The organism is Peribacillus sp. NPDC097284, assembly GCF_044761765.1.
In the GTDB taxonomy this organism is placed as follows: Bacteria; Bacillota; Bacilli; order Bacillales; family DSM-1321; genus Peribacillus.
The window spans coordinates 238,488-256,918 of the sequence record NZ_JBIWCZ010000004.1 but is presented as its reverse complement, the minus strand read 5'-3'; the positions used below and the strand labels follow the sequence as shown (position 1 = coordinate 256,918).

Here is an 18,431-nt window from a genome sequence, read left to right as displayed (position 1 = left end):
GATGAGTACACCAATTCCGGTTCTTACAGAGAAACCAACAACGCCAGCCAGGAAAAAAGTTGATCTGTTCGAATTCTTTTATAAATATGGAACGATTCTGACGATCATCATCTTGATTGCCGTTTTTGCTATTGCGAATCCATCGTTCATTCAAACGAATAATCTTATTAACATTTTACGTTCCATCTCCATCGTGACGATCATCGCCATCGGGATCACGATTTCCTTGACGGTTGACGGCTTCGATTTGTCAGTTGGCTCCGTTGCCTCATTAGCCAATGCCATCGTCATCTCGATGTTTGTCTGGTTTTCCCAGGATACGTTGATTGCGATAATAGCGGCCATTGGTGCTTCGCTTGTGGTGGGCGCATTGAATTCATTCATGATTGTAAAGTTAAGGATCCCGGACATGCTGATGACATTGGCGACCATGTTCATCATTCAAGGGCTTGCCCTTACTTATACAAAAGGGGCCACGGTTTCACAAAACATGGTGATGCCTGACGGAACATTCGCTACAGGTTTAATCAGCCCATTTTTCGCCAAAATCGGACAAGTGCCTTGGATTATCCTGATCATGGGCGTCATTGTCGTTGCGACTCATATCTTTTTGACCTACACGAAGCATGGCCGTTATATGTACATCATTGGGGGAAATAAGGAGGCGGCTAGACTTTCGGGAATCTCGGTCAATAAATATAAAGTAGTGGCCTATCTTCTGTCGGCGCTGTTCGCTGCTATCGGCGGGATCGTCCTTGCTTCCCGCGTCATGACATCGGAAATCAATTCAGGTTCTCCCTATTTAATGGATGCGGTGGCGGCGGCCTTCATTGGTTCTTCTGTTCTAGGAGCAGGTAAACCGAATGCTTTCGGAACGTTCATCGGGGCCGTTTTGATTGGAATCCTGCAAAATGGGCTAATCATGATGTCGGTCCCATATTATGCAATGGACATCGTGAAAGGCGCAGTTCTCGCCCTTGCCTTGGCTGTGACCTATTATAAACAAAAACACTGAAACATTAAGGACCAGCAGTCGCCATGATTGCTGGTCTTTTGTTTCAGTGTGGCGAATTTTTCATTTGGGCTTGGATAACTTCATTTCATACTGCATATAAATCGTACCGGCCTGTTCTTGTGTAATCTCGAATTTCTTACTCACCTTTTCCGTGATGGCGTCTTGGGTATTCTGTCCTCCAGTGTTGTATAGTGACTTCATGTAAAGATAAATTTCTTTTTCTTTATCTGAACCGATTGCATCGTTTTCCCCGGGTGCCTGTGAATATCCTTCCGCCACTTGGCTGACCCCTTGCTCGAGGCCGCTTTCTTCAGAGGACTCTTCCGTTGTTGGGCTTGCTTCACTTTCCTCCACGGTTTTTTTACTGGATGGATTTTGCATGCAGCCATACAGTAGACAAAGAGAGCAAGCCAATAGGACAAACTTCATCGCTCTTATCATCCCTACCTCCTTATATGAAAAAAGAAACAGAATCTTCATATATAAGATCCTGTTCTAATGGGGTGCTTATTTAAACTTCTGGATTTCACTGTCTCCCTCGAATTTGTTATCCTCCAATATGCCAATCTCCTCAATGTGATTCCGGGCGGCCTCGTCACCTAATCTGTATATGATCCGGTATAGTTTTTTCATGGCCGCATCATATTTATCATTGGCCCGGTCATGATGGTAGAGAAGATAAGGTACGTGAGAACGGGCAAAAGCTTCAAGATCATCTTTCAGATGGTCGTCCAAACATTGCTTTAACTCGGCTAATTCGTCATCATTCGCTTGTATGGTGAAGCTTGGGTTTTCATCTAGTTTCTGTGCCAGAATATCTCCACTCACTAAATCCACATGATACGTCTGCTTTTCTTGACTCATTTATACCACCCCTTCAAGTGTTTAATTATGATGTACCACTATTTGTAAAAAAGTAACCCTGAAAATGAATATCCCATAAAAAAGTCGCTTTCATACATAGATGTCAGATATTTCTTATGAAATAGGGTAAGATAGATTTAGAGATTGATAGGACAACTTAGGACATTTAACAAGGATGGGGAGTGCTACAATGAAGAAATTATCCGTATGTATTGTATTGATGGTATTTATCGTTTCAGGTTGTGCAACGAGGATGTATGATTCAAACATGGAATTGGGGAAAAGCCAACTAAAGGAAGAGAATTATTTAGAAGCACATGAAGCATTTGAGTTGGCTTATGAAGATGATCCCACTGCGGAAGCGAAAGAGCTGATGGAGCTATCAGGCATACTTTACGATGGAATGAAAAAATATGAAGAACAGGATGTAGAAGGAGCACAGGTTTTTTTCGAAGAGGCAGCCGCATATAAGGCAAAGTTTGAAGAAGGCAAGTTGATGGTTCAAAAGGCTACGGAAATGTTGGCGAAAACGGAAGAAGCCGACGTAGAACCAGTTGAAGAGGAGACGGATTTAGAGGAAACGACGGATGACCAAACGGGGGAGGAATCAGAAGCAATCCCCGAGTCGGAAGTTGAAGATAAACCGGCAGTAGAAACAGAAACGCCGAAGGAAGCACAAGAAGAGGAAAAAGCCGCTAAGGAAGAACCAGCCGAAGAAGGACCGGTTGAAGAGGAGAAGGACCCGGACCAAGCCTTTACAAAAGCGAAAGCGGAGCAGCTGGTGAAGGATTATGTGGATGCCGAAAATAATCCGCATCTACAAATCCAATATGATCATGATGATGAAAAGGGAGACTATATTTTTCAAGTCTTTGAAGTCGTCAATGATAGTAACGAAGGTGGACATACTGCCACATTTGGCTGGTATGGCGTGAATAAGCAGAAAAAAGAAGTGTATGAAGTGATGTAAGGAGGGGCGCCTTTAATAGAGGCGTCTTTTTTTTGGTTGTAAGCAGTTTATCGGTCAAAGTCGTAAATATATCGGTCAATTTGGATGATTTATCGGTCAAAACCAGACCTTTATCGGTCCAAGCCGCAAATATATCGGTCCATCTAAGAAATTTATATTTTTTCAAGGTTTCTTAAGAATTTTTTAATAATTCCTGTTTATGATGGAGGCAGGTGAAAGTCATAAATAGGAGGGAAGAAGATGGAGAACTATAATGGTGAAGGACAAGTCAGGGTGAAAGATAAACCGAAAAAAGTAAAGTCACATGTGTTTACTGGTCTTGTTTCTGGAGTGGTCGCTTCTTTAGTAACCTCTTCTGTATTTGTATTCGGGGGTGAGTTTGGGGATACCGAGAAAGAAGCCGTGAATGAAACCTCTCAAACCGCAGCCGTAGAGCAAACGGTCACTCCACAGAAATTGTCGACGAGTACAGATTCCAATCAGAGGGCTGATATGGTTGAAACAGCTTCAAAATCGATTGTAGGTGTCGTCAACTTTCAAGAAACACAAAGTCGGTATCCCCTCCAGCAGCAAAGTACGGAAAATGAAACGGTGGAAAGCGGCACGGGATCAGGGGTCATTTATAAAAAAGACAATGGCAAAGCCTATATCATCACGAATAACCATGTAATCGAAGGAGCTAAGGAAGTGGAAATATCGTTATATGATGGGAAAAAGGCAACAGCAGAGGTGGTCGGTGCTGATGCCTTAACGGACTTAGCGGTGTTGACGATTGATGATTCAATTGCTCCGGAAGCCGTCAGTATTGGTGATTCTGATAGCATTCGACCAGGTGAGGAGGTATTGGCCATCGGGAATCCGCTCGGACTTGATTTTTCGCGCTCAGTAACACAAGGAATCATTAGTGCAACGGGAAGGGCGATTTCGGTTGATACTTCGGACGGCGAATGGGAGCTGGATGTGTTACAAACGGATGCGGCCATCAACCCTGGAAATAGCGGGGGTGCCTTAATCAATACGGCTGGTGAAGTGATTGGCATCAATAGCTTGAAAATATCGGAAAGTGGAGTGGAGGGCTTAGGCTTTGCGATTCCAAGTAACGAGGTCATCCCGATAGTAAAAGAGCTAATCGAAAAGGGAAAAATTACGCGACCCTATTTAGGTGTCAGTCTTAACAATACAGAGGAACTCCCACAATATTATCTACAGAAAATGCCTGAGCCTGCAAAAACCGGGGTAATGGTCAATAGTGTAGAACCAGGTTCGGCGGCTGCGGATGCAGGTCTCCAGCAACAGGATGTCATCGTGGCGATTGAGGGCGCCAAGATTGGCACGGCTGCTGAATTGAGAAAACAACTGTACAAAGATAAGAAAATAGGTGACAAGGTTACATTCAAGATCTATCGAGGGGCAAAAGAAAAGACGTTGACGATAACCTTGAAAGGTTCTTAATAGGAAAAGACTTCGGATTGAAAACTGTCCGAAGTCTTTTCTTTTAGAGTAGAATTTTTAGTATAGCTAATAATATAACCATGAGGGAACATATCTATATTCCCTTCCAATAAAGAGAAATGATTTGTCAAGGAAAACAACGTGTTTATAATGTAAAATAGTATAAATATTGACAAAAATGTGAAAATTGTTAAAATAGAAAGAAAAGGAGCTGACAGGATGGAAGCTAATCAGAAGATCATGGATGCATTGAAATGGGTATCAGGCACAGGATGTACAATCGGAATTATATTGTTTTTAATCAGTTTTTCTGTAAGCGGTTACAACGGAGGGTATGTGCTGTCAACAATAGGGATAACCATAGCGTTAAGTGCAGCGAGTATTTTCTTGGTTGGTATATTATTTGTCTTGGCAGAAGAAATGACGGCGAACACCAAAAAAGGGGAAAGAATTATACCGGAAACAACGAAGCTTATAAAATTCAAGTCCAAAACAAAAAGAAGAAAGGTGTCAATTTGACACCTTTCTTCTTTTTATTAGGAGAATAGAGCGTTTCTTCAATAGAAGAAACGCTTATTTACTTTAAAAAAACCGTATGCAGGTAATGATAAAAAAGTATGATTTTTTAGTTTCCACAATGGCTAAGGGAAAAACACTTACAATAATTTATATCAGTATAAAATAAGTAAGTGAAGAAAAAGGATGTTTATACCAGATTAGACATATTATCCTACTCGTATTGTGAAATATTTAACATTAGAGGTGATTTTGAGGCATATTTCCCCATGATGTATAATGTTACAATTGTTTATTTCACTATATTAATATAAAATAAAATAGACATAGGTAGGGACAATCCTGTACTTTGGGAAGCTGTCTCGTTTTTCATTATAAGGATTTATTATAGGGCATAAGAAAAAAATAATACAATATAACTGCTCATTTACCACATATTTACGGTTTTTAAATGAACTTTTTATGACATTCTTCATTTCATATTGTCTTTTTTTCCACTTGGAACTAAGATATGAGAATAAGAGGTTTAAAGATTGGTAAATGTTTTCTCCGAATAATTACCAATGTCAAATATATTATACTAAGAGAGGGGTAGCACGATGAAAATAAAGTGGGCTTTTTTAACCATCCTTTTTACTGTTGCCACAGTGTTAACAGGCTGCGAACCATTAATGGTCTTAGATCCAAAAGGGCCTCAAGCTGAAACGCAAGCTAAGGACATAATGTTATCTATTGGATTAATGTCGATTATCGTTCTAGTCGTTTTTGGAATTTTAATCTATATGTTAGTCAAGTACAGAGCTTCTAAACAAAGTAAGGATTACGAACCGCCTCATATTGAAGGAAGTAAACTTGTAGAGACAATTTGTGTTGGTGTTCCAATTTTAATTGTAGGTTTCCTTTCTATTGTTTCTACTCAAAGTAACTATAAAGTAGAGGCAACACCTGAAGGATATGAAGATAAAGAGCCTTTGGTTGTTTACGCTTCAACATCTAACTGGAAATGGCATTTTAGTTATCCAGAAGAAAATATTGAAACGGTTAACTATTTATACATTCCAACAGACCGTCCGCTTGAATTCAAACTTTACTCTTATGGACCAATCACAAGTTTCTGGATTCCACAACTTGGTGGTCAAAAATACGCAATGAGCGACATGGTTAACACTCTGCACCTAGCAGCTGACGAACCAGGTGAATACATGGGTAGAAACGCAAACTTTAGTGGTAAAGGATTCGCTGAGAACACGTTCAACGTTACAGCAATGCCTGAAGCCGAGTTTGATGAATGGGTAGATGAAGTGCATCAAACTGCTAAACCTCTTACAGAAGATAAATTCGATGAGTTATTAGAACCAGGTCATCTTGGTACATCCACTTACACTGGAACTCATCTAGAATTCAGTCCTGCTCCTGAGGGTGAAAATGGTGGACATGATCATGGATCAGACGAAGGTTCACACGAAGGACATGATTCACACGAAGAGCACGAAGAACACGAAGAACACGAAGAACATAGCAATCATTAAGATGTGGGGTTAGTTATACAACTAACCTTACAGGGTAAACAATAAATTTCCAAAAGGAGTCACGATAGTATGGAATTCTTTGATCGATTTGCCGTACCTCATCCAAGTCTTGCGATTTACGCATCGATGGTTGCCATTGGTCTTACTACTCTTGCCATAATTGCTGGTTTGACCTATTTCAAAAAATGGGGTTATCTTTGGCGTGAATGGTTAACAACGGTTGACCATAAACGTATCGGTATCATGTATATAATTGCTGCTTTAGCCATGCTTTTCCGCGGTGGCGCAGATGCTATCATGATGCGTGCACAACTTGCCGTACCAGATAACACTCTTTTAGATGCACAGCATTATAATGAAATTTTCACGACACATGGTGTCGTAATGATCATATTCATGGCAATGCCATTTATCATGGCGTTCATGAACATCGTTGTTCCGCTTCAAATCGGTGCACGTGACGTAGCATTCCCACGTCTAAATGCACTAAGTTTCTGGTTATTCTTTATGGGTGCGATGTTAATAAACATTTCATTCGTAGTCGGTGGTTCTCCTGATGCAGGTTGGACTTCTTATTTCCCACTGGCAGGTAATGACTTCAGTGAGTCGGTAGGCTCGAATTATTACATGTTCGCTCTTCAGATTTCAGGTCTTGGTACATTGATGACGGGTATTAACTTCATCACTACAATCCTGAAAATGAGAGCACCTGGTATTACATTGATGAAAATGCCAATGTTTACTTGGTCAGCTTTAATCACTAACTTAATCATTGTTTTCGCTTTCCCTGTATTAACAGTGTTGCTTATCATGGGAACAATGGATAGATTATTCGGAACCCACTTCTTTACAACAACTGGTGGCGGTATGGATATGCTTTGGGCCAACTTCTTCTGGGTTTGGGGACATCCTGAGGTTTATATCTTAATCTTGCCGGCATTCGGTATTTATAGTGAGGTTATCTCAACCTTTGCCAAACGTAACCTATATGGTTATAAATCAATGGTAGCTTCAATGGTTCTTATCTCGCTTCTTTCATTCTTAGTATGGGTGCATCACTTCTTTACTATGGGTCAAGGAGCACTTACAAACAGTATCTTCTCTATCACAACGATGGCGATTGCTGTTCCAACCGGAGTTAAGATATTCAACTGGTTGTTCACGCTTTGGAAAGGTAAGATTACATTTACCACTCCAATGATTTATTCAGTACTATTCTTACCGATCTTTACTATCGGTGGTGTTACTGGGGTAATGCTTGGTATGTCAGCAGCCGATTACCAGTACCATAATACAATGTTCTTGGTAGCCCATTTCCATATGGTTATTATTCCTGGTGTTGTATTCGCGATGCTAGCTGGTCTGCATTTCTACTGGCCAAAAATGTTCGGTTTCATGTTGAATGAAAAGCTTGGTAAGATTTCAGCTTGGATCATTACAATGAGTACATTAGTTGCCTTTATGCCAATGTTCTTCAGTGGATTAGATGGTCAAGCACGTCGTATGTACACATATTCTGAATCAACTGGATTCGGGTTGATGAATATGATTTCCTTCATTGGAGCAGCTGGACTTGCTGTAGGTTTTGTAGTAATCGTCTATAACGTGTACTACAGTGTACGTTACTCTCCAAGAAACATCGGTTCAGATCCATGGGATGCTCGTTCTCTTGAATGGTCTACTCATAACCCTGCACCGGAATATAACTTTGCCGTATTACCACAGGTTAATTCAATCGAACCTGTTTGGGATGCTAAGAAAAAGGGACATGACTTATTCCCAGGCAAGTATGAAAAAATTCATATGCCTAATAATAGCGGAATGCCGATCATCATGAGTGCGATTTTCTTTGTTTGGGGCTTCTCATTCATATTTGCACTTTGGATTCCTGCTATCGTTGCTACAATCGCGATCTTTGTTTGTATGGCGCTTCGGTCATTCGAGGAAGATCATGGTCACTACATTTCAGTTGAAGAAATTGAAGAGACAGAATCAAAATTGCGAGGTGCTAAATAATGAAAATTGATAACTCGCTGCCACTTGAATATAGTACTGAAGAGAATAGTCTGAAGATATTTGGTTTCTGGATTTTCCTTGGTGCTGAAATTATGCTTTTCGCTACACTTTTTGCTGGATATTTCGTATTACAGGGCCGTACTGCTGGAGGCCCTGGAGTGGAGATTTTTGAAATCACTCCAGTTCTAGCTGAAACAATCTTACTTTTAACAAGTAGTTTTGTTATCGGTCTTGGTATTCACGCCATGCGTCTTGGCAGACAGAAAGCGATGATAACTTTCTTTGCTATCACGCTTCTGCTAGGCCTAGGATTCTTATGCGTAGAAGTTTACGAGTTTATCCACTATGTTCATATTGGGGCAGGATTACAAACTAGTGCTTTCACAGCCATGCTGATGACAACATTAGGAACTCATGGAGCTCACGTAACCGCTGGTCTATTCTGGGGAACGTTCATTATCCTTCAGGTTAAAAAGCGCGGATTGACTCCAGCGACAGCTAATAAATCGTTTATCTTCTCTCTTTACTGGCATTTCTTGGATGTGGTTTGGATCTTTATCTTTAGCTTCATCTATCTGAAAGGAATGATCTCATAATGTCTGAATTGTTCCCACGAAAACAAGTAATGGGTTTTGTATTCTCAATGATTCTTACTGCAGTGGCTCTTGCCGTTTACTTCTTTGATATGTCATTCCCAGTTGGTATGACGGTACTTCTTGTTACTGCATTTATACAAGCAGGTCTTCAACTTGTTGTATTCATGCATGCTGGTGAAACGAAAGATGGAAAAGCAATTTACGTAAACGTTTATTACGGTATGTTCATTGCATTATTCACGGTCTTCGGTACTTTACTAGCTATGACTTGGGGTTACTTGTAAGAGAATCTATCAAAAGAGGGCGTCCTTCAAAAGGCGCTCTTTTTTGTTGGAGGAAATTTCATATGGTAGGGTAAGGGGATCCAAAAAAGGCAATAAAAAAAGCAGGTATCTAAGGCGATGCCTGCTTTTTTATTCCTTCCATTGTTTCTCGACTTGATGAAGTGCCATTTGGAAAATTTCCTGCTCATTAGCACCTGGTTTTGCAAGAACATTCGTTTGATATGACTTTCCATTGTAATCCACTTTCACAGTAACTTTAACCATTTTCCATCTTCCTTTCTTTATCATGGTACCTTCGAAGTACACACTTACTATATACCCATTCTTACCGGGCAATCAAACATTTAGCCTATGCTGCTCTCTAAAATATTTAATATTCATAATTATCTGATAAATCAAACGAGATGTCAACACTTTTTGGGGTCAGACCCTATTTCCCAGAATTCATTCAAGTGAAATAAGCTTGGTACGACAGGGGTCATGGCAGTTGGTTAAGGGGTCAGACCCCATTTCCCAAGGTGGCTCGGGAATGGGGTTTGATTTTAGATTTTGGTTAGGATGATTCCGATCAGGGCTGCGAAGACGCCGGCGATTTGGTAGGTTTTTAGTTTTTCTTTGAATAGGTAGCAACCAGCGAATACGACGATCAGGCAGTTGAGGCTGACGACTGGAAAGATGATGCTTGCTATGCCGGTATTCAGGGCGAAGAAATAGCAGCCGTATCCGATTACGCTCAAGAGGCCTACACAGGAACCAATCTTGATTTCTTTAGATTTAATTTTCTCATGTTTAATGCCCATCGCGACCATGAGGTAAACCGTTCCTCCTCCGTACATGGATACCAGGATATCAAGGGAGCTCAGGTGAAGGCGTGTCGTTGTCGTCATCAGGATGCCGAGTACGCCAAAGGAGAAGATGGCAAATAAGGTATGCATCATCCAAGGGACATACTGATGATTCCCTTTGGCATTTGGCGTGTACTGGATGATCAAGGTGGCGAGCAACATACAGATGACGCCGCTCCATTGCAACTGAGAAATGTGCTCATGAAAAATGAGCGCTGCACAGAGAATCGGGAAAATGGTATTCGCCGCGATTAAAGGGGAAGTCAGGCTTGCCGGGCCTTTTTCAAAGGCACTTGCCATTTGGATATTCCCATTAGCATTGAGGACCCCGATTGCCGCACCTAGCAGGATGGAGACCCAATTCAGGTTCAGCCCATCGACGAGCACACCATACATAATGGATAGAATGAAAGCAACAAAATAAAAGAAGAACTGGATATGTATTTTGGAATGGCCTTTTGTTCCACTCCATTTGAAAATGCTGTTATTGATGCCGAAACAAAAACTGGTGATGAGGGCTGCAAAAATCCACATGGCTGTAATCTCTTCCTTCATTTAGGATAAACTCTTTATATATTCTAGCTTAAGATAAGAAAGTTTCAAAGTTTGATATTGACAGAATTGAGTTTATCTACTATATTTACACATGATAAAATCAAATGAATTCCCGATAAACGGGAGAGGTTCATAGCATCACCCTCTTAAAAAAACTATGGCTTGATATTTTGCGAATCAACCATATCTTTAAGGAGATATGGTTTTTATTTGTGTAGAGGCCCCATTATGAACCTCCCTGGATACGTGGAAGAGGAGGACGTTTATATGTCTGGAAGAAAAGAAGAAGAATTAAAGGATATCACCCTACTAGGAAACCAGGGTACACAATATTCCTTTGATTATGCACCGGAGATTTTGGAGTCCTTTGATAATAAGCATCCGAACAGGGATTACTTCGTCAAGTTCAATTGCCCGGAGTTTACGAGTTTATGTCCGATTACGGGGCAGCCTGATTTTGCGACCATCTATATCAGCTACATTCCGAGTGTGAAAATGGTCGAAAGCAAGTCGTTGAAATTGTATTTGTTCTCTTTCCGCAATCATGGAGATTTTCACGAAGACTGCATGAATATCATCATGAATGATTTAATCGAATTGATGGATCCGAAGTATATTGAGGTCTGGGGCAAGTTCACTCCACGGGGTGGCATTTCCATTGATCCTTATACGAACTATGGAAAACCAGGGACGAAGTTTGAAGAAATGGCGAGTTACCGGTTGATGAACCATGACTTGTATCCAGAAACTGTGGATAATCGGTAAGTGAAATGTGGGCTTTAATGATTTAGCTTCTCGATTTTTCGGGAAGCTTTTTTATGTGTAGAACTTAAATTGGGCGGATAGGATAAGGCAATTTAACCATCATGAAAATTTCATTCGAATTGTCTTTATCAAAAATACATATGTCCTCATATAATGGAATTAATCCTTGATTGTTTCGTAAAAAAGCGTAATAATAGGGAGAGTTGATTTTGACAGAATATTTCTAAAAATAGGGGTTGTCGGGATGAAAGTAGCAAAGTTTGGCGGGAGCTCACTCGCGTCGGGAGAACAATTGAAGAAGGTATTCGAAATTGTGGTTTCAGATCCAGAGAGAAAAGTCATCGTTGTTTCAGCACCAGGGAAACGCAATTCTGATGATATAAAGGTGACGGATTTACTGATTGCCGCTGCGGAACGCCAGTTGCATGGGGATGATGGTGGGCTTTTAATAGAAGATGTCGTTTCTCGATATGCGAGTATTGCTGAGGAGTTAGACATTTCAGGAGAGGTCATTGCGGAGATACGTGACAATTTATATAGCCTGCTGCATGCAGACCAGAGTAAACCGAAGCGTTATTTGGATGCCTTGAAGGCGAGCGGAGAAGATAATAATGCGAAGCTGGTTTCAGCCTATTTTCGGAGTCGTGGGGTAGAGGCTCAGTATATGGACCCGATGAAAGCCGGCTTGATTGTGACGGATGAGGGCGGATATACACAGGTGCTTCCTGAATCATATGAGCGTTTATATGCACTTCGTGAGGAGCCGGGTATCGTGGTATTCCCCGGATTCTTCGGATATACAATGGATGGGGATGTTTTAACCTTTTCAAGGAGCGGATCGGATATTACGGGTTCGATTCTTGCAAATGGCGTCAAGGCAGACTTATATGAGAACTTTACGGACGTGGATGCCGTGTACGCAGTGAATCCACATGTGGTGTCCAATCCGAAGGGAATACGTGAATTGACGTATCGGGAAATGCGAGAACTGTCTTATGCCGGTTTTTCGGTCTTTCACGATGAAGCGTTAATCCCTGCATTCCGTGCTGGTATTCCAGTACATATACAGAACACGAACAATCCGAGTGCACAGGGGACAAGGATTGTGAGTACCCGTGATAATATGAATGGGCCCGTCGTAGGGATTGCGAGTGACAAAGGGTTTTGCAGTATTTACATTAATAAATACTTGATGAACCGTGAAGTTGGATTCGGTCGTAAATTGCTTCATATTCTTGAAGATTACGGTGTATCTTATGAACATGCCCCATCTGGCATTGATGATGTCACGATCATCCTCCGTCAAGATCAAATGAGTGAAGAGGCCGAGGCGAAAATTGTTTCGCGCATTAAGCAGGAGCTTCATGCCGATCAAGTCATTGTTGAACATAATCTGGCCTTGATCATGGTCGTCGGTGAAGGCATGCGTCATAATGTGGGAACAACGGCAAGGGCATCGAAAGCGTTGGCCGATGCTAAGGTCAACATTGAAATGATTAACCAAGGTTCTTCCGAAGTGAGCATGATGTTCGGTGTGAAGGGTCATAGTGAAGAGACGGCCATCCAGGCGCTATATCATGAGTTCTTTTAAGAATAAGAGAATATGAGACCCTCCTGAACAGGGGGGTTTTTCGTTTTTGGAAAAATAAGCTCTTTATTTTCTACCATAATTTAGGCATGATGGTAGAAGAGAGAAGGAAAGAGGGCGGACGGTATGGGGTGGTTAGTCAATCTACGGATTGCCATGTTCTTGATGATCAGCTTTATGTATTACTGGAGGATTCCGGATTCCAATCCATATGTAAAAGGCCTGCTCATCTTGATCGCTATTGGTTTTATCCTGAATCATTATTTGCTTTTTTATAAGGATTCAATTCAACATGATCTCCGAATCGTCTATTTCGATGGCATCCTCAGTTTTGTATATGGATTTTTGTTCCCCCAGACTACCCTTTATATGATTCTAGTCGGTGTCGTTGCGATTACTGTGTTTATCCTTGTCTCGGAGTCTAAGAAACATAGAATATTTGGCTTGTTTTTTGTATTACTATGGGGTTTGGTTATGATTTCGACCTATTTACAAACAGGTACGCTGGATATCATGGATAACCTCATGAGTTTCTCATTTGTCGCCTTTACGTCTGTAGTCGGCAATTTGATCCGGAAACTCACTGAGGCCAGTGATGTGGTGAATGAGCAATACTTACAATTGAATGAGGCGCATGAAGAGCTGTCTGTGGCCCATAAACGGTTGCAGGAATATTCCCTTCAGGCAGAGGAAACGGCAAAAATCAGAGAGAGAAACCGGATTGCAAGGGAGATACATGATACGGTGGGACATAAGATGACGGCCTTATTCGTGCAGATGGAGCTAGCTTATGAACTGATTGACCATGACTTGGAAAAGGCGAAGGGTACGATGAATATTTGCAAGGATTTGGCCCAGGGTGCCTTGGAGGAGGTTCGCTATTCCGTTCAGGCATTGAATGAAGACGAGACGGCTTTCCTGACAAGTGTGAATAGGTTGCTGAATGAATTTCACCAATCGACAGGCCTGAAATCGACTGTAGAACTTTCGGGGGATTCCAGCCATATTCCCCATACCCTTCAGCCAACACTCATCCGTGTGATTCAGGAGAGTCTAACCAATGCAAAACGTCATGGAAATGCAACGGTTAGTTCAATCAGGCTGGTCTGCATTCCGGAAATGGTGAGGGTTGAGATCCAGGATAACGGCAAGGGTGCAAGCCTTATCATTCCAGGGTTCGGGTTGAAGACGATGCAAGACCGGATTAATGAAATGGGTGGGGTGTTGTCATATGGAAGCAAGGAAGCCCAAGGGTTCCATATGACCGCAGAGTTCCCGTTAAACGAGAAAAAATGGGCGATAGGAGGAACGTGATGATAAGGGTAATGGTGGTTGATGATCAGCCGCTCATCCGTGACGGTTTGGCGGCTTTGTTGAATTTGCGTCCAGAACTGGAAGTGGTTGGCGTGGCAAGTAACGGCATGGAGGCTTATGAACGGTCAGTGGAAATGAAACCGGATATTGTGTTGATGGATATCCGGATGCCACAGACGAATGGTGTGGCAGGGACAAAGTTGATTACATCAAAACTTCCCCATACAAAGGTGCTGATGCTTACAACGTTTCAAGATAGTGCCCTCATTTTCTCAGCATTGGAGGAAGGGGCGAGCGGGTATTTGCTGAAGGACATGTCAGCGGACATGATTGCAAATGCCATCAGGACCGTTCAATCAGGTGGGGTGGTGCTGCCCCCGGAAATCACCATACACATGCTTCGAGAGTTAAGGAGCGAAAAAGAAAGGAAAGCGAGTGAATCGCCTGCTGTCCTTGGTGATTTAACAAACAGGGAATATGATGTCCTTCGGGATCTTGGCCATGGAAAAAGTAACAAGGAAATCGCAGCCACTTTGTGCATCACGGAGGGCACCGTGAAAAACCATGTTTCCAATATCATTTCCAAACTTGAATTACGTGACCGCACCCAGGCTGCCGTTTTTGCCGTACGATATGGGGTCACTACGTTTACAGAGTGAAACTTCCATATCATCCAAGATAGATGACTTTCGGCATAGACGAAGGTCATTTTTTTTGTGGAATTCTTCCTTGAGGCAGATGGTTTTTTTTTACTTTGGTCATAGAATTAGGGGGAAGCGTCATACGAGGGGGAATGTATCGTGTTAAAGGTGAAAGAGGTCAGGAAATCATACGGGAAGCATGTGGCCGTACAGGATGTTTCCTTTTCGGTGGATAAAGGGGAATCCTTCGGTTTGTTGGGACCAAATGGAGCAGGTAAGTCAACGACGATTGCCATGATTTGCGGGTTGTTGCCTTATGACTCGGGAGACATCCTTATCGATGGTCTTTCGGTGAAAAAACAGCCAAGGGACGTTAAAAAGAAAATTGGAATCGTTCCACAGGAAATTGCCCTGTACCCGACGATGAGCGCACAGGATAATTTACTGTTCTGGGGAAGGATGCAGGGACTGACGAGGGCACAAGGGAAACAAAGGGCAGGGGTTGTGCTTGAAATCATCGGGTTGTTGGATAGGGCCAAAGATAAAGTCGAAACCTTCTCGGGCGGGATGAAAAGGAGGCTGAATATCGGAGCCGCTTTAATGCATGAGCCTGAGCTACTGATCATGGATGAGCCAACGGTCGGAATCGATCCGCAATCGCGCAACCATATTCTAGAAACGGTGAAGCGGTTGAATGGGGAAGGGATGACGGTGATTTATACCAGTCACTATATGGAGGAAGTCGAGCACCTTTGCGACCGGATCGCCATCGTCGATGAAGGGAAAATCATTGCGCTCGGCAAGAAAGAAGCCTTATGTGACACGTTGGCGGAGGGAATATTCATCAAACTACAGGTCGATTCCCTCAATGGTATGTGGCTTAAGGAATTGGAAGGGATGGAGAATGTGGATAGAGTCGTGATCAATGAAGAAACACACACACTAGAAGTCATGGTGACCAATCACCCGAATATCGTCTCTGATATTATAGCTTCTGCTGTGAAGTCCACTGTTAAAGTGCTGTCCTTTGAAAGGAAAGAACCGAATTTAGAGAGTCTTTTCCTACAATTGACGGGGAGATCGCTACGTGATTAGGAGGGGTGGAGAATGAAGAGCTTTCTGATTGCATGGAAGGATTTTAAGATACGGGCCATGGACAGGCGAGGTTTCATGACCATGCTGATTATGCCCTTAATCTTGACGTTGATTTTAGGAATGGCTTTGAAGGATATATTTGGTCGAGATGAAGGGTTTCAGGAAACATCGGTCGGGCTGTACGTGGATAAAAAAGACCCGATGGCCGATGCATTGAAGCAAGATGTCTTAGAAAAGACGGAGTTCCTTACACTAAAAACGGTAGACAGTGAAGAGAAGCTTAAAGAAATGGTGAAAAAGGAGGAAGTTGAAGTTGGAATCCTTATCCCGGCTGAATGGGGTGCAAACCTTGATGAGGCCGTTCTTTACTCGAATCAAGATACTCAACTAAAAGCGACGGTCGTCGAATCGATCGTCTCTTCTTTTACCGAGCGGGTACAGACGATTTCAAAGACATCTGAGGCTGTCATGAAAAATGCGACGCAGACACAAGCAGTCGCTACGGGCGAAGGCGCTGGCAAGGAAACTGCAGAGCGAGTATCCATGGAGTTGACGGAAAGTGGAAAGGTGGACATGGAAGTCGGGAATCAATCGGTCGGCGAAACATCCATTTCGTCGATGCAGTATTATGCGGCCGCGATGCTGGTCATGTTTTTGCTTTTTAATGTGACTCTGGGAGCCAAATCCATGATCCAGGAACGTCATACAGACACGCTGGCAAGATTGAACAGTGCCCCCATGAATCAATATTCAATCCTTATCGGGAAGTTCTTGGGCACCCTCTATTTCGCATTCATTCAATTATTGCTCTTTTACGTAGCCACTTCTCTCTTCTTCAACGTCAATTGGGGAGAAAGTCGAGGGCAGGTGGTGGCGTTCGGTTTCATGTATTCCGTCGCCGTCGCGGGTCTGTCCATGTTGTTGGCCGCCTTCATCAGGAAAGAGAAGACAGCCGACTTGATCAGCGGGATTGGCATCCAACTATTTGCAATCGTCGGGGGTTCGATGCTGCCAATCTATGCGTTTCCTGAGCGGCTTAAAACAATTGCAGCACTAACGCCGAATAATTGGGCACTGACCGGTTTCTTGGACATCATGTCCGGCGTGGGCTGGAGTGGACTGTTGTTGCCGTTTTCGGTTTTGGGGCTAATAGGGCTTGTATCCATGCTGATTGGTGCTTGGCGCTTAAGGGGGAGATATGCTTGAGAAAAATCTGGAACATCTGCCGCTTTGAAATCCAGCGGGTCTTTAAGGAACGGCAGAGCTATCTTATCATGTTTGCTATGCCTCTTATTTTTACACTTTTATTCGGTACCTTAATGGGATCGGATGATCGAGATCCGCTAGCGGTTACATTCGTGGATGAAGATAAGTCCTTGTTATCGAAATCGCTATTTGAAGAATTGCATGAGAAGAATGCCCTGTTCACCTTGGAAAAGGGTTCTAACCAGGATGCGCTCACGGATCTTGATAATAAAAAGATTGTCGGAGTCATTCATGTCGGTAAGGGATTCGAAGCCAAAATGTTGGAGGAGGACCTTCCCAATGTCCGGTTTGAACATATTCCCGAGTTCACCACGCCCCAAACGATCACCGGGTATCTTTCAAATAAGCTTTCGAAACTGAATATCGAAATGGCCGGTTCCCTCGTTTGGAGTGAACAGAGCGGCGAAGACTGGAAAAAGCTATATGGAAAGCTGAGAAAGGAATCGGCTACGGAAGAATCAGGTCTGAAACAGGTTACCCTCGGTGGAGGCCAGGTTAATGAGCAGGGAGGTTTTTCGAGCAGCGCTTCCGGGTTTTCCATCATGTTTTTGATGATTACGATGATGAGTGTCACGGGTACGATTTTAGAGGCGAGAAGTAACGGCGTATGGTACCGTTTACTGTCCACCCCTGCCTCGCGTTTTGAGATAGCTTTCGGTTACCTTCTTTCATTCTTCATGATTGGCTGGATTCAATTTGGCATCTTGATGCTGGCGACTTCTATCTTTTTTGATGTAAGCTGGGGGAATCCTATTTATTTGGTGCTTTTCGTTTCTGCCATGTTGTTCGCGATTGTAGGCCTGGGCCTGATGATTTCGGGTTTTGTCAAGACGGTCGAGCAACAGTCTGCAATCGGAAACCTTGTCGTCATCTCCACATGCATGATTGCCGGTGTGTATTGGCCACTGGAAATCGAGCCTGCCTTTATGCAGAAGATGGCGGAGTTCCTGCCTCAGAGGTGGGCCATGAAGGGACTGATGGATATTGCGGGCAATGGGTCCTTCCCTATTGAATCCATCGCGATCTTACTGTTATTCGGACTCGTGTTTTTATTGGTAGGCATACGGAAGATCCATTTTGAATGAGAAAGACGCGCTGGTGAGTTCAGCGCGTCTTTTGC

The 18,431-nt window shown here is 42.8% G+C and carries 19 protein-coding genes; 15 read left to right on the top strand and 4 right to left on the bottom strand.

Annotated elements, in window-relative coordinates; genetic code table 11:
- Position 1: 1 nt before the first annotated feature.
- Entirely contained in the window at positions 2-1,015 is a 1,014-nt protein-coding gene (locus tag ACIQXU_RS11165) for an ABC transporter permease (protein ID WP_402872050.1), read from the top strand.
- Between the two features lie 60 nt (positions 1,016-1,075).
- Here the strand turns inward: ACIQXU_RS11165 and ACIQXU_RS11160 are convergent, their stop codons facing one another.
- Entirely contained in the window at positions 1,076-1,456 is a 381-nt protein-coding gene (locus ACIQXU_RS11160) for a hypothetical protein (RefSeq protein WP_402989241.1), read from the bottom strand.
- A 66-nt stretch (positions 1,457-1,522) separates the two neighbouring features.
- Positions 1,523-1,879 (bottom strand): hydrolase, encoded by a 357-nt coding sequence (locus ACIQXU_RS11155; protein WP_402872044.1) that lies wholly within the window; start codon positions 1,877-1,879, stop codon positions 1,523-1,525.
- Positions 1,880-2,069: 190 nt separating this feature from the next.
- Between ACIQXU_RS11155 and ACIQXU_RS11150 the strand changes: the two genes are divergently transcribed.
- The 7 genes from ACIQXU_RS11150 to qoxD all read left to right on the top strand — a co-directional run bounded on the left by ACIQXU_RS11150 (position 2,070) and on the right by qoxD (position 9,242).
- Positions 2,070-2,849: a COG3014 family protein gene (locus ACIQXU_RS11150; RefSeq protein WP_402989239.1), complete on the top strand. Its 780-nt coding sequence runs from the start codon at positions 2,070-2,072 to the stop codon at positions 2,847-2,849.
- Positions 2,850-3,089: 240 nt separating this feature from the next.
- The gene (locus ACIQXU_RS11145) at positions 3,090-4,301 is read left to right on the top strand and encodes a S1C family serine protease (RefSeq protein ID WP_402989235.1); all 1,212 of its coding nucleotides are present in this window, start codon (positions 3,090-3,092) and stop codon (positions 4,299-4,301) included.
- A gap of 219 nt (positions 4,302-4,520) precedes the next feature.
- The gene (locus ACIQXU_RS11140) at positions 4,521-4,820 is read left to right on the top strand and encodes a hypothetical protein (protein ID WP_402872035.1); all 300 of its coding nucleotides are present in this window, start codon (positions 4,521-4,523) and stop codon (positions 4,818-4,820) included.
- A gap of 596 nt (positions 4,821-5,416) precedes the next feature.
- Positions 5,417-6,346 carry a cytochrome aa3 quinol oxidase subunit II gene (gene qoxA, locus ACIQXU_RS11135; protein ID WP_402989232.1) on the top strand — a complete coding sequence of 310 codons (930 nt, stop codon included), beginning with the start codon at positions 5,417-5,419 and terminating at the stop codon, positions 6,344-6,346.
- A 69-nt stretch (positions 6,347-6,415) separates the two neighbouring features.
- The gene (gene qoxB, locus ACIQXU_RS11130; RefSeq protein WP_402872029.1) at positions 6,416-8,362 is read left to right on the top strand and encodes a cytochrome aa3 quinol oxidase subunit I; all 1,947 of its coding nucleotides are present in this window, start codon (positions 6,416-6,418) and stop codon (positions 8,360-8,362) included.
- Positions 8,362-8,958: a cytochrome aa3 quinol oxidase subunit III gene (qoxC, locus tag ACIQXU_RS11125; protein ID WP_402989229.1), complete on the top strand. Its 597-nt coding sequence runs from the start codon at positions 8,362-8,364 to the stop codon at positions 8,956-8,958. Before qoxB ends, qoxC begins: the two co-directional genes overlap by 1 nt.
- Complete coding sequence (qoxD, locus tag ACIQXU_RS11120) at positions 8,958-9,242, top strand: cytochrome aa3 quinol oxidase subunit IV (RefSeq protein WP_402989226.1); 285 nt, start codon at positions 8,958-8,960, stop codon at positions 9,240-9,242. The genes qoxC and qoxD overlap by 1 nt, the downstream gene beginning before the upstream one ends.
- A 129-nt stretch (positions 9,243-9,371) precedes the next feature.
- Here qoxD and ACIQXU_RS11115 read toward each other — a convergent pair whose 3' ends face one another.
- Both ACIQXU_RS11115 and ACIQXU_RS11110 read right to left on the bottom strand, forming a co-directional pair.
- Complete coding sequence (locus tag ACIQXU_RS11115) at positions 9,372-9,506, bottom strand: BA3454 family stress response protein (RefSeq protein WP_402872021.1); 135 nt, start codon at positions 9,504-9,506, stop codon at positions 9,372-9,374.
- 278 nt (positions 9,507-9,784) lie between these two features.
- On the bottom strand, positions 9,785-10,642 hold the full coding sequence (locus ACIQXU_RS11110) for an EamA family transporter (protein WP_402872020.1): 858 nt from the start codon (positions 10,640-10,642) through the stop codon (positions 9,785-9,787).
- Between the two features lie 267 nt (positions 10,643-10,909).
- Here ACIQXU_RS11110 and queF point away from each other — a divergent pair, with 267 nt between their 5' ends.
- From queF to ACIQXU_RS11075, 7 genes are all read left to right on the top strand, one after another.
- Positions 10,910-11,407: a preQ(1) synthase gene (gene queF, locus ACIQXU_RS11105; RefSeq protein ID WP_402872017.1), complete on the top strand. Its 498-nt coding sequence runs from the start codon at positions 10,910-10,912 to the stop codon at positions 11,405-11,407.
- Positions 11,408-11,651: 244 nt separating this feature from the next.
- Complete coding sequence (locus tag ACIQXU_RS11100; RefSeq protein ID WP_402989223.1) at positions 11,652-12,998, top strand: aspartate kinase; 1,347 nt, start codon at positions 11,652-11,654, stop codon at positions 12,996-12,998.
- 123 nt (positions 12,999-13,121) lie between these two features.
- Positions 13,122-14,309, top strand: coding sequence for a sensor histidine kinase (locus tag ACIQXU_RS11095; protein WP_402989220.1), 1,188 nt, complete (start codon positions 13,122-13,124; stop codon positions 14,307-14,309).
- Positions 14,309-14,968 carry a response regulator gene (locus ACIQXU_RS11090; protein ID WP_402872008.1) on the top strand — a complete coding sequence of 220 codons (660 nt, stop codon included), beginning with the start codon at positions 14,309-14,311 and terminating at the stop codon, positions 14,966-14,968. Before ACIQXU_RS11095 ends, ACIQXU_RS11090 begins: the two co-directional genes overlap by 1 nt.
- A 141-nt stretch (positions 14,969-15,109) precedes the next feature.
- Positions 15,110-16,045 carry an ABC transporter ATP-binding protein gene (locus tag ACIQXU_RS11085; RefSeq protein WP_402989217.1) on the top strand — a complete coding sequence of 312 codons (936 nt, stop codon included), beginning with the start codon at positions 15,110-15,112 and terminating at the stop codon, positions 16,043-16,045.
- Positions 16,046-16,057: 12 nt separating this feature from the next.
- Positions 16,058-17,251 carry an ABC transporter permease gene (locus ACIQXU_RS11080; RefSeq protein ID WP_402989215.1) on the top strand — a complete coding sequence of 398 codons (1,194 nt, stop codon included), beginning with the start codon at positions 16,058-16,060 and terminating at the stop codon, positions 17,249-17,251.
- On the top strand, positions 17,248-18,396 hold the full coding sequence (locus tag ACIQXU_RS11075) for an ABC transporter permease (protein ID WP_402989212.1): 1,149 nt from the start codon (positions 17,248-17,250) through the stop codon (positions 18,394-18,396). Before ACIQXU_RS11080 ends, ACIQXU_RS11075 begins: the two co-directional genes overlap by 4 nt.
- The last annotated feature ends 35 nt before the right edge of the window (positions 18,397-18,431 follow it).

Excerpts from the sequence above, each read along its gene's own strand:
- queF (WP_402872017.1), top strand. The coding sequence starts at position 10,910 with ATGTCTGGAAGAAAAGAAGAAGAATTAAAGGATATCACCCTACTAGGA.
- qoxD (WP_402989226.1), top strand. The coding sequence starts at position 8,958 with ATGTCTGAATTGTTCCCACGAAAACAAGTAATGGGTTTTGTATTCTCA.
- ACIQXU_RS11155 (WP_402872044.1), bottom strand. The coding sequence starts at position 1,879 with ATGAGTCAAGAAAAGCAGACGTATCATGTGGATTTAGTGAGTGGAGAT.
- qoxC (WP_402989229.1), top strand. The coding sequence starts at position 8,362 with ATGAAAATTGATAACTCGCTGCCACTTGAATATAGTACTGAAGAGAAT.
- ACIQXU_RS11115 (WP_402872021.1), bottom strand. The coding sequence starts at position 9,506 with ATGGTTAAAGTTACTGTGAAAGTGGATTACAATGGAAAGTCATATCAA.
- ACIQXU_RS11150 (WP_402989239.1), top strand. The coding sequence starts at position 2,070 with ATGAAGAAATTATCCGTATGTATTGTATTGATGGTATTTATCGTTTCA.
- ACIQXU_RS11100 (WP_402989223.1), top strand. The coding sequence starts at position 11,652 with ATGAAAGTAGCAAAGTTTGGCGGGAGCTCACTCGCGTCGGGAGAACAA.
- qoxB (WP_402872029.1), top strand. The coding sequence starts at position 6,416 with ATGGAATTCTTTGATCGATTTGCCGTACCTCATCCAAGTCTTGCGATT.
- qoxA (WP_402989232.1), top strand. The coding sequence starts at position 5,417 with ATGAAAATAAAGTGGGCTTTTTTAACCATCCTTTTTACTGTTGCCACA.
- ACIQXU_RS11165 (WP_402872050.1), top strand. The coding sequence starts at position 2 with ATGAGTACACCAATTCCGGTTCTTACAGAGAAACCAACAACGCCAGCC.
- ACIQXU_RS11140 (WP_402872035.1), top strand. The coding sequence starts at position 4,521 with ATGGAAGCTAATCAGAAGATCATGGATGCATTGAAATGGGTATCAGGC.
- ACIQXU_RS11080 (WP_402989215.1), top strand. The coding sequence starts at position 16,058 with ATGAAGAGCTTTCTGATTGCATGGAAGGATTTTAAGATACGGGCCATG.
- ACIQXU_RS11160 (WP_402989241.1), bottom strand. The coding sequence starts at position 1,456 with ATGATAAGAGCGATGAAGTTTGTCCTATTGGCTTGCTCTCTTTGTCTA.
- ACIQXU_RS11145 (WP_402989235.1), top strand. The coding sequence starts at position 3,090 with ATGGAGAACTATAATGGTGAAGGACAAGTCAGGGTGAAAGATAAACCG.
- ACIQXU_RS11090 (WP_402872008.1), top strand. The coding sequence starts at position 14,309 with ATGATAAGGGTAATGGTGGTTGATGATCAGCCGCTCATCCGTGACGGT.
- ACIQXU_RS11110 (WP_402872020.1), bottom strand. The coding sequence starts at position 10,642 with ATGAAGGAAGAGATTACAGCCATGTGGATTTTTGCAGCCCTCATCACC.
- ACIQXU_RS11095 (WP_402989220.1), top strand. The coding sequence starts at position 13,122 with ATGGGGTGGTTAGTCAATCTACGGATTGCCATGTTCTTGATGATCAGC.